Genomic DNA, 14,658 nt, shown 5'->3' on the forward strand with positions numbered 1-14,658 from the left:
TCAACGTGCTAGACAGGCCGTCGCAACACCACCATGCTCCGGTCCACCAGCGTCAGCCCGTCCCCGGCCTGCACCTTGGGCCCCGTGCCCGGCGGCACCCCGTCCGGGCGGGCGGTGTCGACCACCACCTCCCACTGCCGGCCGTGGTTGACCGGCACCACGAAGTCCAGCGATTTCGGCGAGGCGTTGAACATCAGCAGGAACGAGTCGTCGACGATCCGTTCCCCGCGGGCGCCGGGCTCGGAGATCGCGTTGCCGTTGAGGAAGACCGTCAGTGCCGACGCCTGTGCCCGGTCCCAGTCATGCTGGGTCATCTCCTTGCCCTCGGGAGTGAACCAGGCGATGTCCGACAGCTCGTCGTGGGTCCCCTCCACGGGCCGCCCGTGGAAGAAGCGGCGGCGCCGCAAGACCGGATGGTCCTTGCGCAGCCACACCATCGCGCGCGTGAAGGCCAGCAGCTCGGCGCCGAGCCCCGCCGCGCCGTCCCCGGCCTCCTCCGGCCACCGCACCCAGGCCAGCTCGCTGTCCTGGCAGTAGGCGTTGTTGTTGCCGCGCTGGGTGCGCGCGACCTCGTCGCCGTGGCTGATCATCGGCACGCCCTGGGACAGCATCAGAGTGGCGATGAAGTTGCGCATCTGACGGGCGCGGAGCTCCCGCACCGCGGGATCGTTGGTCTCGCCCTCCGTCCCGCAGTTCCAGGAGCGGTTGTGGCTCTCGCCGTCGCGGTTGCCCTCGCCGTTGGCCTCGTTGTGCTTGTCGTTGTACGAGACCAGGTCGTGCAGGGTGAACCCGTCGTGGCAGGTGACGAAGTTGATCGAGGCCAGCGGACGCCGGCCGTCGTCCTGGTAGAGATCGGAGGAGCCGGTCAGCCGGGACGCGAACTCCGCCAGCGCGCGCGGCTCGCCCCGCCACAGATCCCGCACGGTGTCGCGGTACTTGCCGTTCCACTCCGTCCACAGCGGCGGGAAGTTGCCCACCTGGTAGCCGCCCTCGCCGACGTCCCAGGGCTCCGCGATCAGCTTCACCTGGGAGACCACCGGGTCCTGCTGCACCAGGTCGAAGAACGACGACAGCCGGTCCACCTCATGGAACTGGCGGGCCAAAGTGGCCGCCAGGTCGAAGCGGAAGCCGTCGACATGCATCTCGGTGACCCAGTACCGCAGCGAGTCCATGATCAGCTGAAGGACGTGCGGGGACCTCATCAGCAGGGAGTTCCCGGTGCCGGTGGTGTCCATGTAGTACTGGGGATCCTCGGTGAGGCGGTAGTACGACGGGTTGTCGAGCCCCTTGAAGGACAGCGTCGGGCCCAGATGGTTGCCCTCGGCGGTGTGGTTGTAGACGACATCCAGGATGACCTCGATGCCGGCCTCGTGCAGTGCCCTGACCGCCGACTTGAACTCCAGGACCTGCTGGCCGCGGTCGCCCCAGGAGGCGTACGCGTTGTGCGGGGCGAAGAAACCGATCGTGTTGTAGCCCCAGTAATTGTTCAGGCCCATGTCGACCAGGCGGTGGTCGTTCACGAACTGGTGGACCGGCATCAGCTCCAGGGTGGTGACGCCGAGCTCCACCAGGTGCTCGATGATCGCCGGGTGCGCGAGCGCGGCGTAGGTGCCGCGCAGCTCCTCCGGCAGCCCCGGGTGCTGCATGGTGAGGCCCTTGACGTGCGCCTCGTAGATCACCGTCTCGTGGTACCCGATCCGCGGCCGCCGGTCGTCGCCCCAGTCGAAGTACGGGTTGACCACGACCGACGTCATGGTGTGCGGCGCCGAGTCGAGGTCGTTGCGCTTGTCGGGCGAGTCGAAGTGGTAGCCGTACACCTCCTCGCCCCAGCGGATCGAACCGCTGATCGCGCGCGCGTACGGGTCGAGCAGCAACTTCGACGAGTTGCAGCGCAGGCCGCGCTCAGGCGCGTACGGTCCGTGCGCGCGGAAGCCGTAGCGCTGCCCGGGCATCACGCCCGGCAGATACGCGTGCCGGACGAACGCGTCGCTCTCGCGCAGTTCCACCGCCGTTTCCGAGCCGTCGTCGTGCAACAGACACAGCTCTACTCGGTTCGCGGCCTCCGTGAAGACCGCGAAATTGGTACCGGCGCCGTCGTACGTGGCACCGAGTGGATACGCCTCTCCAGGCCAGACCTGCATGAACCGACTCTTTCAGCTGTCCCGCGCCGCATGGGGCCCCTTGGCCCCGAGTGTCCACGAAAGTGATGGAACCACCTATGACTTACATCCCTCTTACCGATCGACCAGTGCACAGGGCGATCACCGGATCGTCCTGTGCCGAACCAGTGGGGCAGACACATACTCCCGGAGCTTGCCCGGGGAGTAGGGGGAAGATGTGCGCAAGATAGTGCACCGCCACCTCGGGAAGGTGGTGGCAGGTGCGGCCATCGCGGTGGCCGGGACCGCCGTGATGGTCGGGATCACTCTGCCGGGCACGGCGGGGGCGGACGACGCGGGGGGCGGCAAGGCGGCCTCTGGGCAGTCCGCGGCGCAGGCGGGACAGGGTGCGGACGGGGCGGTCGCTCCCGGGGTGGTCGAAAAGGCGCCGGCCGCCGAGGGCGCGAAGGGCAAGGGCCGCGACCCGCTCACCGACGACGAGATCCAGCGGGTCGAGCAGATCGCCGTGAACCCGCAGCTGCTCAACGCCGGCGAGGACGTCGAGGGCGACCGCGGCCCCGAGCGGCTCACCGTGGACCTCGCCGACCCCAAGGTCGGCGAACTGGACGACCCGAACGCGCCCCGCCGCGCGGACGTGACGTTCTACGACTACCGGGACGACACCCTCGTCACCAGGACCGTCGACCTCGACAGCGGCAAGGTCGTCGCGACCGGCACCCAGCACGGCGTCCAGCCGCCGCTGAGCAGTGCCGAGTACGCGGAGGCCGCGAGCCTTCTGATCGCCGACCCGCTCGGCGCGGACCTGAAGGCCGACTACAAGGACGCCACCGACAAGGAACTCACCGACCCGAATCAGCTGCTGCTGACCGGCGCCGTGTACCGGGCCGTCCCGGGCGGGCAGCCGGCCGTGCTCGACAAGTGCGGTGAGCACCGCTGTGTGCGGCTGTTCCCGAAGGTGAAGAACGGTCCCTGGATCGACGCCAGGTCCTTCGTGATCGATCTGAGCGCCCGCAAGGTCGCCAAGCTCGACAGCTGATCCACCCTCTTCGTCCGCTTTTCCCACCTTGTCCTTCCGCAAGGGAGTCATCTCTTCATGCGTGTCAACAGAATCAGCCGCGCGCGCAGGCACGCGGCCCTCGGCGTGTCCGTGGCCGCGCTGGCCGCTGGTGTCACCACCGGTGCGGGACCGGCCGCAGCCCAGCCGAAGGCCGCCGCCGCGGCCGCGGCGGAGTGCAGCACCGCCTACAAGATCGAGCAGAAGCTCTCCAGCGGCACGACCTGGCGGATGTGCTGGCGCTACGACAGCAAGGCCGGCCTCGTCCTGGAGAACATTTCCTACCAGCCCAAGGGCGAGGCCGCGCCGATCAAGGTCCTCAACAGCGCCCGGCTCGGCCAGATCCACGTCCCCTACGACGACGGCAGCGTCGAGTACGACGACCTGACGGGCTTCGGCTTCGCCCAGGGCCTGATGAACCTGGACCCGGGCGAGTGCCCCGGCGGCACCATCAAGAGCGTCAAGGTCCCCGACTCCTGGGACCCGGACAACTCGGACGTCAACGGCCTGTGCACCACGACCCGTTCGCGCGGCCACGCCTACCGCATGCAGGGCGACAGCGCCAACAAGGTCTACCAGGCCCAGGGCAAGGACCTGCTCGTCTACTCGGTCAACCAGGTCGGCTGGTACGAGTACATGACCGAGTGGCGCTTCCAGGACGACGGCACCATCACCATGAACCTCGGCGCGACCGGCAGCCTCTCCTACGAGGACTACGACGCCGGGGACGGCCGCGGCTGGCCCATCGGCAAGGGCCCCCGCGCCCAGGCCACCAGCCACAGCCACAACGCCTTCTGGCGCCTGGACTTCGCCCTCGACGGCTCTTCCAAGAACCGGGTCGAGCAGTACGACTCGACGGTCACCGCGGCCGCCCAGGGCCAGCAGGCCGCGACCGTCAAGACCACCCGCACCCCGGTCACCAAGGAACTCGCCGGCGACTCCAAGAGCTACCGCTGGTGGCGCATGGTCAGCGCGGCCGGCAAGAACAAGGACTGGCACCAGCGGTCGTACGAGATCGTCCCCGGCCCGACCACCAAATACCCGGGCCGCAGCTTCACCAAGCACGACGTGTACTTCACCGAGTACAACCCGTGCGAGCAGTTCGCCAGCAACAACACCGCCGACTGCGGTGCCGGAGCGGGCACGTCCGTCGACAAGTGGGTCAACGGACAGACCCTCACCCACCCGGTGGTCTGGATGAACGTGGGCTTCCACCACATCGCCCGGGACGAGGACCAGCAGCCCATGCCGGTCCACTGGCAGGGATTCTCCATCGCCCCCAGGGACGTCACGGCTATGAATCCGCTCACTCCGGCCGAGCTCGCCGGGCAGAACGGACACTGGGAATTCGGTAGTTGAGAAAGACCCTGTCCATCCGGCTGCACCGCCGACCGCTACCGGAGTACCCTTCCTTGATCGTTGGCAAGGGGAGTGCTCGGGGGAGCGGAAGGCGGTGCGCGGGTGGGCTCGGGAGGGCTGGAGTTGCCCCCTGGTGACGAGGGTCACGAGGGGGACTCCGCAGACGCCCCGCCCGGCACGGTGTCCCTGGCACGGCCGATGGACGCGGGAGCGACGATCGGGCCGGAGCTGGACTGGGACGCCGACGCCTGGCGCGAGGTACGTACGCGCGCACAGCGGGCCGGCCGGGCCTACATCTGGCTGAACCTCGTCGAACAGCGGCTGCGGGCCGTCGTGGCCGCTGTTCTGCGTCCCATCTACGAACCCGTCCACGGCCACGACGACTGGGTGGTCGCGGCCGCCGGACCCGCCGGACAGGAGTGGGTCCAGCGCGCGGTCGCGGTCCGCGAAGTCAGCCGCCGCAAGGGTTACTTGCTCGACCCCGCCGACGACAACGTCCTCAGCTTCCTCACCCTGCCCCAGCTGCGCGAGCTGATGGTGCAGCACTGGCCGTGCTTCGAGCCCTACTTCGACGACCGCCGGGACGTCGAACTGGCCCTGGACGAGCTGGAGGTGACCCGTAACGTCGTCTCCCGCAACCGGGCCCTGTCCGAGGCGGTCCTCGGCCAGGCCGAGCGCGCCGCCGCCAAGCTGCTGGAGATACTCGGCACCGGCGGTGACGTGCCGTCCGCCCGCCGGCTGCCCGTCGACGCGGTCGAGGACCTGGTCGGCGACCGGTACGCCGACGTGGTCGCCGTACACCCCGACCGGGTGCGGCTGCTGCGCCAGTTCCCCGCCGAGGACATCTTCGGCGGCGCCCGTCGCCTCGACGCCGTCGGTATCGGCCTCGACCTCCTCGTGCAGAACTTCTCGGGGCGCCGTCTGGTGCGCCTGGCCGAGGCCGGGTGCCGGGCGCGGCTGCTGTTCCTGAACCCCGCCTCCAGCGCGGTCAAGCGGCGCGAGCGGGAGCTGGGCATGAAGCGCGGTGAGTTGAGCCGCGCCGTCGAGATGAACATCCTGCACATGCGCCGGGTCCGGTCCAAGCTGCGCGACCCGGGCGCCTTCCAGATCCAGGTCTACGACGACACCCCGCGCTTCTCTGCCTACCTCGTGGACGGCGACGGCTCCGACGGCATCGCGGTCGTGCAGTCCTATCTGCGCCGGTCGCGGGGCATGGAGGCACCGGTTCTCGTACTGCGCAGCGGCAACCGGGTGGTCAAGGCGGGCGACGTGGACGACAGCGGCCTCTTCCCGACCTACCGCGAGGAGTTCGAGACGAACTGGGTGGATTCGCGGCCGGTGTCCTGAACGTCCCGTGGTGCAGGGCGTCAAGCGGAACGCGGTCCTCTGATTGTCAGTGGCACATGGGAAGGTGGGGATCACTGGGGGAAAGCACCACCAAGAAGGGGGACCGCCCATGGGCTGGCACCGAGAGCTGCTGATCGGCTTCGACCTGGAAACCACCGGCACCGATCCGCGCGAGGCGCGCATCGTCACGGGGGCCGTGATCGAGGTCAGGGACGGGCAGCCCATGGGGCGCCGGGAGTGGCTGGCGGACCCGGGCATGGAGATCCCGGCGGAAGCGGTGGCGGTGCACGGCATCAGCAGCGAGCGGGCGAGCGCCGAGGGCCGCCCCGCGGACCAGGTCGCCGACGCCATCGCGGACGTCCTCGCGACCTACTGGAAGACAGGCGTCCCGGTCGTCGCCTACAACGCCGCCTTCGACCTGAGCCTCCTCTCCGCCGAACTGCGCCGCTACGGCCTGCCGTCCCTGCGTGAGCGCCTGGGCGGCCTTGACCCCGCACCGGTGATCGACCCGTACACCATCGACCGCTCGGTGGACCGCTACCGCCGCGGCAAGCGCAACCTCGAAGCGGTCTGCACGGAGTACGGCATCGCCCTCGACACCGCCCACGACGCCGGCGCCGACGCCCTCGCCGCGGCCCGGCTGGCCTGCGCGATAGCCGCGCGCCACCCCAAGGTTGCGGCCCTCGGCCCGGCCGACCTGCACCGCCGTCAGATCGAGTGGTACGCGGAATGGGCGGCGGACTTCCAGAGCTTCCTGCGCCGCAAGGGCGACGAGACAGCGGTGATCGACGGCGCGTGGCCATTGCGTGAGCCGGCGGACGAGACGGTGTGACGGGGGCGTCGACGGCGTCACTCCGGCTGCGGACCCGCGATGGGCTCCACCCGGGGTTTTGCCAATCGTTCGTAGTCGGCCCCCGACAGGCACAGCGACCGGTCGAGTCGGGCGGCGTTGAAGTAGAGCCGGGGCCGCTTGACTACGTCCGGGTCGGCGATGAGCTCCAGTTCGGGGTCGAAGCTGAACGGCAGGACCGTGCCGGGGATCGCCCGGGCCAGCCGCTCGGCGGTCTCCGCCTCGCTGAACCCGACATAGCGCGCGGCGAACAGCGTCCGGATCGCGTCCAGGTCCACCCGCCGGTCCCCGGGAACGACCGCGAGGACATGCCGGGTCGTCCGGCGGTCCACCTTGACCCGCAGCACGATGCACTTCGCCGCCTCCGAGGCAGGGTGCCCGCGCAGCGCGCACACGGCGTCCGTGGTGCCCTCGGGCGCGTGGTCGATCAACCGGTGGTCGATGGAGGAGGAGTCGAGCAGGGTGATCAGACGGTCGTAGGTGTCGTACGGCTCGTAGGCGTCGTCGTCCGGCATCGGGTGTCCTCTTCGGTGGGCGTGGGCTCAACTTCGGTGCGGGACGAGGCGGTTGCGCGGTGGGCGCGTTCCACAGACTGCCCCCAGTAGGTGCCGGTGATCATCATGACCGCCCCGAGCCCGGTCAGTGCGGTGAAGTGCTCCCCGCCCAGGGCGACTCCCGCCGCCGCGGCCCAGATCGGCTCGGTGCCGAGCAGCAGACTGGCCCGGCTGGCCGAGGTGCGCTGCACCGCCCAGGTCTGGGCGAGGAAGGCGAACACACTGCAGAACAGGGCGAGATAGAGCAGCTGCGCCCAGGTCGCCGAGTCCGCGTGGACCAGGGTCGGAAGGTCGCGCGCGGCCAGAGGGAGGAACAGGACCGTGCCGACGAGGGTCTGCACGGTCGTGAGGTGCAGCGGCCGTATCGCCCGGCCCGCGGTGAGCCGGCCGACGAGTGCGACATGACCGGCCCGTACGACCGCGGCACCCAGCATCAGCAGGTCGCCGAGGCGGGGCGCGTGAAAGCCGTTGCCCGCCATGAGGATCCCGACGGCCAGCACGCAGACACCGGCGGCGGCGTAGAACACGGGCGGCAGGCCGCCCCGGTGTCCGGTGCGGTCGAGGAGGGGGGTGAGGACGATGGTCAGGCTGATGATCAGCCCCGCGTTGGCGGCGCTGGTGTGGGCGACGCCGTACGTCTCGACGATCAGGACCGCGGCCTGGGTGAGACCCAGGGGCAGCCCTGCCCGCAGTTCCTCGCGGGTCCACCGGCGCGGACCTCGCCCGGGGAAGACGACGACTCCCAGGCAGGCGAGCGCGGACAGGGCGTAGCGGGCGAAGAGCACCAGCAGGACGGGGAGAGCGGACGTCGCGGTCTGGGCGGAGAGATAACTCGAACCCCAGACGATCGCGACCAGCAGAAGTACCAGGTCGGTACGGCGGGCGTCGGACACCCTCCCACCCTGCACCGAGCTGTCCCTGAAGCCCAGAGCCAGTTCCTTAAACGATCTTTTAGTACTCCTACACTGTCGAGATGGACGAACGACAGCTGCGGATCCTGCGGGAACTCGGCGAACTGGGCAGCGTCACCGCCGTCGCCGACGCGCTGCTGGTGACCCCGTCGGCGATCTCGCAGCAGCTGAGGCTGTTGCAGCGTTCGGTCAAGGTGCCGCTGACCGAGCGCGACGGCAGACGGCTGGTGCTCACGGACGCCGGGCAGGCCCTGGCGGGCGCCGCGATCGAGGTGGAAACGGCGCTGGCCCGCGCCCGGCACACGGTCCAGGAGTTCGTTGACCGGCCCGACGGCGAGGTCTCGGTGGCCGCCTTCCACAGCGCGGGCGCGGCCTTCTTCCCCCTGCTGCTGCGGGCCCTCGCCGACCCCGGCACCCCCGTCCCGAGGCTGGCCGACGAGGACGTACCGCAGGAGGACTTCCCGCGCCTGACCCGCACGTACGACATCGTCCTGGCCCATCGCCTCGACCACGCCCCTGCCTGGCCGCCCACGGTGACGGCCACCACGCTCCTGCGGGAACCACTGGACGTGGCCATGCCCGCCGACCACCCGCTGGCGGCCGGACGCCGGGTGACCCCGGCGGACGTGGCGGGCGAGCCCTGGATCACCGCCCACGACGGCTTCCCGATCGTGGCCACCATCGAGGCGATCGCGGCGGCCGCGGGCCGGCGCCTGCACCTGGCCCACCGCATCAACGAGTTCTCGGTGGCGGCCGAGGCGGTCGCGGCGGGCGGCGGCCTGGCGTTGATGCCCCGCTGGACGATGCGCCGGCATCCGGCCCTGGCGCTCAGACCCTTGAGCGGCGTCCAGGCGAGACGTCACGTCGACGCCCTCTACCGCCCGGAGAGGACGGCGAGGAGAGCGGTGCGCACGGTCCTTGCGGAGCTGCGCAGCGCGGCACGAACAATCCAGGGCGGAGATGACCCACACAGGGGTGCGGGGAACGGCGCGACCAGCCACGACGGACCCGCAGCCGCCCATTGATCAGAACGCGTACCAGCGCACTTCCTCATCGCCGTCCCGCAACGAGGCAACCCTGCGCTCGAACTCGGCCAACGCCTTGGGATTCGACGGCGCATGCTGAGCCACCCACGCACAGCTGGCCGTCTCCCGAGCCCCCCGAAGCACCGAGCAGCCCTCCCACTCCCGCACATCCCACCCGTACGCGGCGGTGAAGGAGTCATAGGCCGCCGCAGGCAACCCGTACCGGTCCCGGGACAGCACCATGACCACCAGATCGTGCTCCCGCAGATCCGAGGAGAAGGTCTCCAGGTCGACAAGGACGGGCCCGGACGGACCGACGTGCACATTGCGGGGAAGCGCGTCCCCGTGGATCGGCCCCGGCTCCAGGTGGGGCGTGACCGCGGCCGCCGCCCCCGCGAAGCCGTCCCGCCGCTGTCGCAGATACTCGGCGTCGGCGGAAGAGATCGCATCCCCCGCGAGCCGCAGCCACCGCTCGACACCCCCCAGCAGCTCACGGGGAGGCAGGGCGAAGGACGGCGCGGGCAGCGCGTGCACCACCCGCAGCAGTTCGGCCAAATCGCGCGCCTGGGCGGGCCGTACGGCGTCCGGAAGCCGGTGCCACAACGTCACCGGATGTCCCTCGACCAACCGCGCCTTCGGCTCGGCCGCCCGCACCGCCGGCACCTCCGCCTCCGCGAGCCACACGGCGATGTCCAGTTCCCGGCGTGCCCGGTCGAGGAGCTCGGCGTCGCGCCCCACCTTGACGACCAGGTCACCGGCGGCGAACACGGCGTTCTCACCCAGGGCGAGCAGCTGCGCCGACCCCGCAGGCAACCCCGCCGCGACCAGTACGTCCCGTGCCCGTGCCTCGTCCATCGTCCGGCCTCCCGGTCCTGACATGTCCCGCATGCCTGTGCAGTGCCACCGCGAACGGCGTCGACTTCGCGCCAACGCCCCGGTCAGTCTCGCATTCCCACAGGTGGGCCCGTGTGCGCGCTGCCTTGACGGCGCATACCCCCTTCACGACCATGACGGGGTCCCAGGCCAGGAGGGCCGGATCGTCACGAGCCGTGCGAAGGAGCCGATGACGTGACCTTGGTGACCGCGAAGGAGCGGTCGGCGCAGGGCGCACCGCGCGCCGAGGGAGACCGTCGCCCGACCGACCGCGCGGCCTGGTTCCTGGTGCTGCCCGCGCTGATCCCGATCCTGGTGCTGAGTGTGGGGCCGCTGCTGTACGGGATCCTGCTGGCCTTCACCGACGCCCAGTCGGGCCGGACCCGGGCCACCCAGTGGATCGGCGGCCTCAACTTCCAGGACCTGCTGCACGACACGCTGTTCTGGGAGTCGTTCCGGATCGGCCTGGTCTGGGCGGTCGGCGTGACCGTCCCGCAGTTCCTGCTGGCGCTCGGCCTCGCCCTGCTGCTCGACCAGGACCTCAAGCTGCGCTGGCTCGCCCGCGCCCTCGCGATCATCCCCTGGGCCATGCCCGAGGTCGTCGTCGGTGTCATGTGGCGCCTGGTCTACAACCCGGACGCCGGTGTCCTCAACGAGACCCTGCGCACCCTCGGTCTCGGCGACGGCCGGGACTGGCTCAGCGGCCTGTCCACGGCCCTGCCCGCCGTGATCGTCGTCGGCGTCTGGGCCGGGATGCCGCAGACGACGGTCACTCTGCTCGCCGGCCTCCAGAACACCCCGCGCGAACTCCACGAGGCGGCCGCGATGGACGGCGCGGGCGCCTGGCGACGATTCCGCACGGTCACCTGGCCCGCCCTCAGACCGGTCGCGCTCGCGATCACCGCGCTCAACTTCATCTGGAACTTCAACTCGTTCGCCCTGGTGTACGTGCTGACCAGCGGCGGACCAGGCGGCCGCACCCGCCTGCCCATGCTCTTCGCCTACGAAGAGGCCTTCCGCTACGGCCAGTTCGGCTACGCGGCCGCGATGGGGCTCGTGATGGTGGCCGTCGTCTCCGTCCTGCTCACCCTGTTCCTCATGGGCCGCCTCAAGGGAGGTGACGACACGTGAGGACCAGCACCTCAGGCCGCGTCGGCCAGTACGCCGCCCTCCTCGCCTATCTCGTCTTCCTCGCCTTCCCCTTCCTCTGGCTGGTCTCCACCGCCTTCAAGTCCCCGCGGGAACTGGGCAGTCTGCACCCGACCTGGATCCCCCGGGACCCCACCCTCGACAACTTCCGCCAGGCCTTCGACGAACAGCCCCTGCTGCGTGCCGCTGGAAACTCCCTGCTCGCCGCGCTCGCCGCCGCGGTGATCGCCGTACTGATCGCGACCCCGCTCGCCTATGTCATGGCCCGCCACCGCACCCGGCTCGCGAAGGCCGCCACGGGCTGGGTGGTGGTCAGCCAGGCGTTCCCGCTCGTGCTGGTGATCATCCCGCTGTTCCTGGTGCTGAAGAACCTGCGGCTGATCAACTCCCTGATGGGGCTGGTGCTGGTGTACGTGGTGTGGGCGCTGCCGTTCGCGCTGTGGATGCTCGTCGGATACGTCCGTGCCGTGCCGACCGAGCTGGAGGAGGCGGCGGCCGTCGACGGGGCCGGGCGCCTGCGGACCCTGGTGTCGGTGACGGCGCCGTTGCTCGCGCCGGGGATCGTGGCGACGGCACTGTTCGCGTTCATCACCGCGTGGAACGAGTTCTTCTTCGCGCTGGTGCTGCTGAAGACCGCGGACAAACAGACCCTGCCGGTCGTCCTCACCCACTTCATCGGAGCGGAGGGAGTCGCCGACCTCGGCCCGCTGGCGGCGGCCGCCTTCCTCGCCACCCTTCCCTCGCTGATCATCTTCGCGATCATCCAACGCCGTATCACGGGAGGCATGTTGGCCGGGGCGGTGAAGAGCTGATGCGCGCACGTTGGATCGTGGGAGTCCTCGTCCTGCTCCTGGCGGGATGCACCGGCACGGGCACGCCCGAGGACGAGGGGGGCCGTATCACCTTGCGCTTCCAGTCCCTCGCCTGGCAGGAGGAGTCCGTCGAGGCCAACAAGGCCCTCGTGAAGGAGTGGAACGCGACCCACCCCGGCGTCAAGGTCGAGTACGTACAGGGGAGTTGGGGCAGCGTCCACGACCAGTTGCTCACCTCGTTCGAGGGCGGTGAGGCGCCCGACATCATCCACGACGCCTCCGACGACCTCGCGGACTTCGCCTACGGCGGCTACCTCGCCGATCTCAAGGGCCTGCTGCCCGAGCGGCTGAAGTCGGACATCCCGCAACGGAGTTGGCAGACCGCCACCTTCGGCGACGGCGTCTACGGCGTGCCCTTCCTCCAGGAGCCCCGCGTCCTCGTCGCCAACGCCGACTGGCTGAAGGAGTCCGGCGTCCGGATCCCCACCCCCGAACACCCCTGGACCTGGCCGGAGTTCCGGCGGATCACCGGGCAGCTCAGCGGTGCCGGCAGGTACGGCGTGGCCTGGCCGCTCAAGGAGCCCGTCTCCGCGACCCTCAACCTGTCGCTGTCGGCGGGCGGACAGCTCTTCCACCGGGGCGCCGACGGAAAGGTCACCGTCCGCTTCGAGAAGGCCGACGAGACGGTGCCCCGTACCATCCACGACCAGGCGAACACCGACCACAGCGCCTCGCCCACCACGCTCGGCAGCGGCGGCTCCGACACGCTGCCCGGCTTCTTCGGCGGCAAGTACGCGATGGTGCCGCTCGGGTTCTCCTACCGTCAGCAGATCGCGCAGCAGGCGCCGAAGGGCTTCCGGTGGCAGGTGCTGCCCGCCCCGGCCGGCGCCGACGGGCTCACCCAGGGCGTCAGCCCGCAGACCCTGTCCGTCGCCGAGGACAGCCCGCACAAGAAGGAGGCCGCCGAGTTCATCGCCTTCCTGCTCCGGCCGAAGAACATGGTCCGGCTCGCGCTGGGAGACTGGATGCTGCCCACGGGGACGCGGGCGCTCGCCGATCCGGCCCTGCACCCCACCAAGGACGGCTGGGCCACCGGCACGGCCCTCGCCTCCCACCTCACCACGGCTCCCGCACAGTCCGTCCGCGGCTACCCGGAGTGGAAGGACAAGGTCGCCACGCCGGCCTTCCAGGAGTACTACAGCGGTGCCATCGGCCTCGGTGAGCTGCGCGAACGCCTGGAGGACGACGGCAACCTGGTGCTGGCCCGCTACCAGCGCTGAGGCATCGCGGTCGTCGGCCGGCGACCGCGATGCCGCTCAGTAATCACATTGCACGATACGTATCGTCTCGTTTAGCCTCGCTCCCATGACCCCTCGCTCGCACATCGCCATGTTCTCCATCGCCGCCCACGGCCACGTGAACCCCAGCCTGGAAGTGATCCGCGAGCTCGTGGCGCGCGGGCACCGCGTCACGTACGCCGTTCCGCCCCTCTTCGCCGAGAAGGTCGCCGAGACCGGCGCCGAGGTGAAGCCGTGGAACTCGACCCTGCCCGGTCCCGACGACGACCCGTCGGCCTGGGGCACCGAACTCCTCGACCACGTGGAACTCTTCCTCGCCGACGCGATGCAGGCCCTGCCGCAGCTCGCCCAGGCGTACGACGGCGACGCACCGGACCTCGTCCTGCACGACATCACCGCCTACCCGGCCCGCGTCCTCGCCCACCGCTGGGGCGTGCCCGCGATCTCCCTCTCGCCGAACCTGGTCGCCTGGGAGGGCTACGAGGAGGAGGTCGCCGAGCCGATGTGGGCCGGGCCGAAGAGCACCGAACGAGGACAGGCCTACTACGCCCGGTTCCAGAAATGGCTGCGGACCAACGGGATCGACCTGCACCCTGACCCCTTCGCCGGCCGCCCCGACCGCTCCCTCGTCCTGATCCCCAGGGCGCTCCAGCCGAACGCCGACCGGGTCGACGAGAGCGTGTACACCTTCGTCGGCGCCTGCCAGGGGGACCGCGGCTCCCAGGGAGAGTGGCAGCGGCCGGCCGGGGCCGAGAAGGTCGCACTGGTCTCCCTCGGCTCCTCCTTCACCAAGCGGCCCGACTTCTACCGGGAATGCGTCCGGGCCTTCGGGGACCTCCCCGGCTGGCACCTCGTGCTCCAGATCGGCAGGCACGTGGACCCGGCCGAGCTGGGCGCCGTACCGGACAACGTCGAAGTGCGTTCCTGGATACCGCAGTTGGCGGTCCTCAGGCAGGCCGACCTGTTCGTCACGCACGCCGGCGCGGGCGGCAGCCAGGAGGGACTGGCGACCGGCACGCCGATGATCGCCGTACCGCAGGCCGTGGACCAGTTCGGCAACGCCGACATGCTCCAGGGCCTCGGGGTCGCCCGCCGGATCGACACGCAGGACGCGACCGCCGAGGCGCTGCGGGAGGCCGCCCTCGCGCTCGTCGACGACCCGGAGGTGGCCCGCAGGCTCAAGGAGATCCAGGCGGCGATGGCCCAGGAGGGCGGCACGCGCAGGGCCGCCGATCTCATCGAGGCGGAACTGCGCGCATGAGTGAGGGCCCGTTGGCACCCCGGTTGCCAACGGACCCTCGGTAGA

Annotated in this window: 13 protein-coding genes; 9 read left to right on the forward strand and 4 right to left on the reverse strand. The window is 70.4% G+C overall.

The window, feature by feature from the left end; genetic code table 11:
* Nucleotides 1-8: 8 nt before the first annotated feature.
* Complete coding sequence (gene glgX, locus ACIRP7_RS39380; RefSeq protein WP_403669853.1) at nucleotides 9-2,141, reverse strand: glycogen debranching protein GlgX; 2,133 nt, start codon at nucleotides 2,139-2,141, stop codon at nucleotides 9-11.
* A 196-nt stretch (nucleotides 2,142-2,337) separates the two neighbouring features.
* On the opposite strand from glgX, the gene ACIRP7_RS39385 reads away from it, so the two are divergent.
* From ACIRP7_RS39385 to ACIRP7_RS39400, 4 genes are all read left to right on the forward strand, one after another.
* Nucleotides 2,338-3,156, forward strand: coding sequence for a Tat pathway signal sequence domain protein (locus ACIRP7_RS39385; protein WP_403669856.1), 819 nt, complete (start codon nucleotides 2,338-2,340; stop codon nucleotides 3,154-3,156).
* Between the two features lie 57 nt (nucleotides 3,157-3,213).
* On the forward strand, nucleotides 3,214-4,533 hold the full coding sequence (locus ACIRP7_RS39390; protein ID WP_403669859.1) for a copper amine oxidase: 1,320 nt from the start codon (nucleotides 3,214-3,216) through the stop codon (nucleotides 4,531-4,533).
* A gap of 102 nt (nucleotides 4,534-4,635) precedes the next feature.
* Entirely contained in the window at nucleotides 4,636-5,880 is a 1,245-nt protein-coding gene (locus ACIRP7_RS39395; RefSeq protein ID WP_403669975.1) for an SAV2148 family HEPN domain-containing protein, read from the forward strand.
* A gap of 109 nt (nucleotides 5,881-5,989) precedes the next feature.
* On the forward strand, nucleotides 5,990-6,712 hold the full coding sequence (locus ACIRP7_RS39400; RefSeq protein WP_403669861.1) for a 3'-5' exonuclease: 723 nt from the start codon (nucleotides 5,990-5,992) through the stop codon (nucleotides 6,710-6,712).
* 17 nt (nucleotides 6,713-6,729) lie between these two features.
* Here the strand turns inward: ACIRP7_RS39400 and ACIRP7_RS39405 are convergent, their stop codons facing one another.
* Together ACIRP7_RS39405 and ACIRP7_RS39410 are read right to left on the reverse strand one after the other, a co-directional pair.
* A complete protein-coding gene (locus tag ACIRP7_RS39405) occupies nucleotides 6,730-7,245 on the reverse strand; it encodes a YbaK/EbsC family protein (protein WP_403669864.1) in 516 nt (171 codons plus the stop codon).
* Nucleotides 7,197-8,177: a DMT family transporter gene (locus ACIRP7_RS39410; RefSeq protein ID WP_403669867.1), complete on the reverse strand. Its 981-nt coding sequence runs from the start codon at nucleotides 8,175-8,177 to the stop codon at nucleotides 7,197-7,199. Before ACIRP7_RS39410 ends, ACIRP7_RS39405 begins: the two co-directional genes overlap by 49 nt.
* Nucleotides 8,178-8,257: 80 nt before the next feature.
* On the opposite strand from ACIRP7_RS39410, the gene ACIRP7_RS39415 reads away from it, so the two are divergent.
* A complete protein-coding gene (locus tag ACIRP7_RS39415) occupies nucleotides 8,258-9,220 on the forward strand; it encodes a LysR family transcriptional regulator (RefSeq protein WP_403669870.1) in 963 nt (320 codons plus the stop codon).
* Here the strand turns inward: ACIRP7_RS39415 and ACIRP7_RS39420 are convergent, their stop codons facing one another.
* A complete protein-coding gene (locus ACIRP7_RS39420; protein ID WP_403669873.1) occupies nucleotides 9,221-10,075 on the reverse strand; it encodes a phosphotransferase enzyme family protein in 855 nt (284 codons plus the stop codon).
* Nucleotides 10,076-10,288: 213 nt separating this feature from the next.
* Here ACIRP7_RS39420 and ACIRP7_RS39425 point away from each other — a divergent pair, with 213 nt between their 5' ends.
* The 4 genes from ACIRP7_RS39425 (at nucleotide 10,289) to mgt (ending at nucleotide 14,613) form a co-directional block, all read left to right on the forward strand.
* Nucleotides 10,289-11,224 carry a carbohydrate ABC transporter permease gene (locus ACIRP7_RS39425; protein ID WP_403669875.1) on the forward strand — a complete coding sequence of 312 codons (936 nt, stop codon included), beginning with the start codon at nucleotides 10,289-10,291 and terminating at the stop codon, nucleotides 11,222-11,224.
* Nucleotides 11,221-12,054: a carbohydrate ABC transporter permease gene (locus ACIRP7_RS39430; protein WP_403669878.1), complete on the forward strand. Its 834-nt coding sequence runs from the start codon at nucleotides 11,221-11,223 to the stop codon at nucleotides 12,052-12,054. The genes ACIRP7_RS39425 and ACIRP7_RS39430 overlap by 4 nt, the downstream gene beginning before the upstream one ends.
* The gene (locus tag ACIRP7_RS39435) at nucleotides 12,054-13,334 is read left to right on the forward strand and encodes an ABC transporter substrate-binding protein (RefSeq protein ID WP_403669881.1); all 1,281 of its coding nucleotides are present in this window, start codon (nucleotides 12,054-12,056) and stop codon (nucleotides 13,332-13,334) included. Before ACIRP7_RS39430 ends, ACIRP7_RS39435 begins: the two co-directional genes overlap by 1 nt.
* Before the next feature lie 85 nt (nucleotides 13,335-13,419).
* Nucleotides 13,420-14,613, forward strand: coding sequence for a macrolide-inactivating glycosyltransferase (gene mgt, locus ACIRP7_RS39440; RefSeq protein WP_403669884.1), 1,194 nt, complete (start codon nucleotides 13,420-13,422; stop codon nucleotides 14,611-14,613).
* Nucleotides 14,614-14,658 lie beyond the last annotated feature (45 nt).

The sequence above is a fragment of the Streptomyces sp. NPDC102270 genome, assembly GCF_044766405.1.
Classification (GTDB): domain Bacteria; phylum Actinomycetota; class Actinomycetes; order Streptomycetales; family Streptomycetaceae; genus Streptomyces.

Bases quoted from the DNA above. Each gene is read 5' to 3' on its own strand.
- glgX (WP_403669853.1), bottom strand. From the start codon at position 2,141: ATGCAGGTCTGGCCTGGAGAGGCGTATCCACTCGGTGCCACGTACGAC.
- ACIRP7_RS39390 (WP_403669859.1), top strand. From the start codon at position 3,214: ATGCGTGTCAACAGAATCAGCCGCGCGCGCAGGCACGCGGCCCTCGGC.
- ACIRP7_RS39400 (WP_403669861.1), top strand. From the start codon at position 5,990: ATGGGCTGGCACCGAGAGCTGCTGATCGGCTTCGACCTGGAAACCACC.
- ACIRP7_RS39405 (WP_403669864.1), bottom strand. From the start codon at position 7,245: ATGCCGGACGACGACGCCTACGAGCCGTACGACACCTACGACCGTCTG.
- ACIRP7_RS39415 (WP_403669870.1), top strand. From the start codon at position 8,258: ATGGACGAACGACAGCTGCGGATCCTGCGGGAACTCGGCGAACTGGGC.
- ACIRP7_RS39420 (WP_403669873.1), bottom strand. From the start codon at position 10,075: ATGGACGAGGCACGGGCACGGGACGTACTGGTCGCGGCGGGGTTGCCT.
- ACIRP7_RS39435 (WP_403669881.1), top strand. From the start codon at position 12,054: ATGCGCGCACGTTGGATCGTGGGAGTCCTCGTCCTGCTCCTGGCGGGA.
- mgt (WP_403669884.1), top strand. From the start codon at position 13,420: ATGACCCCTCGCTCGCACATCGCCATGTTCTCCATCGCCGCCCACGGC.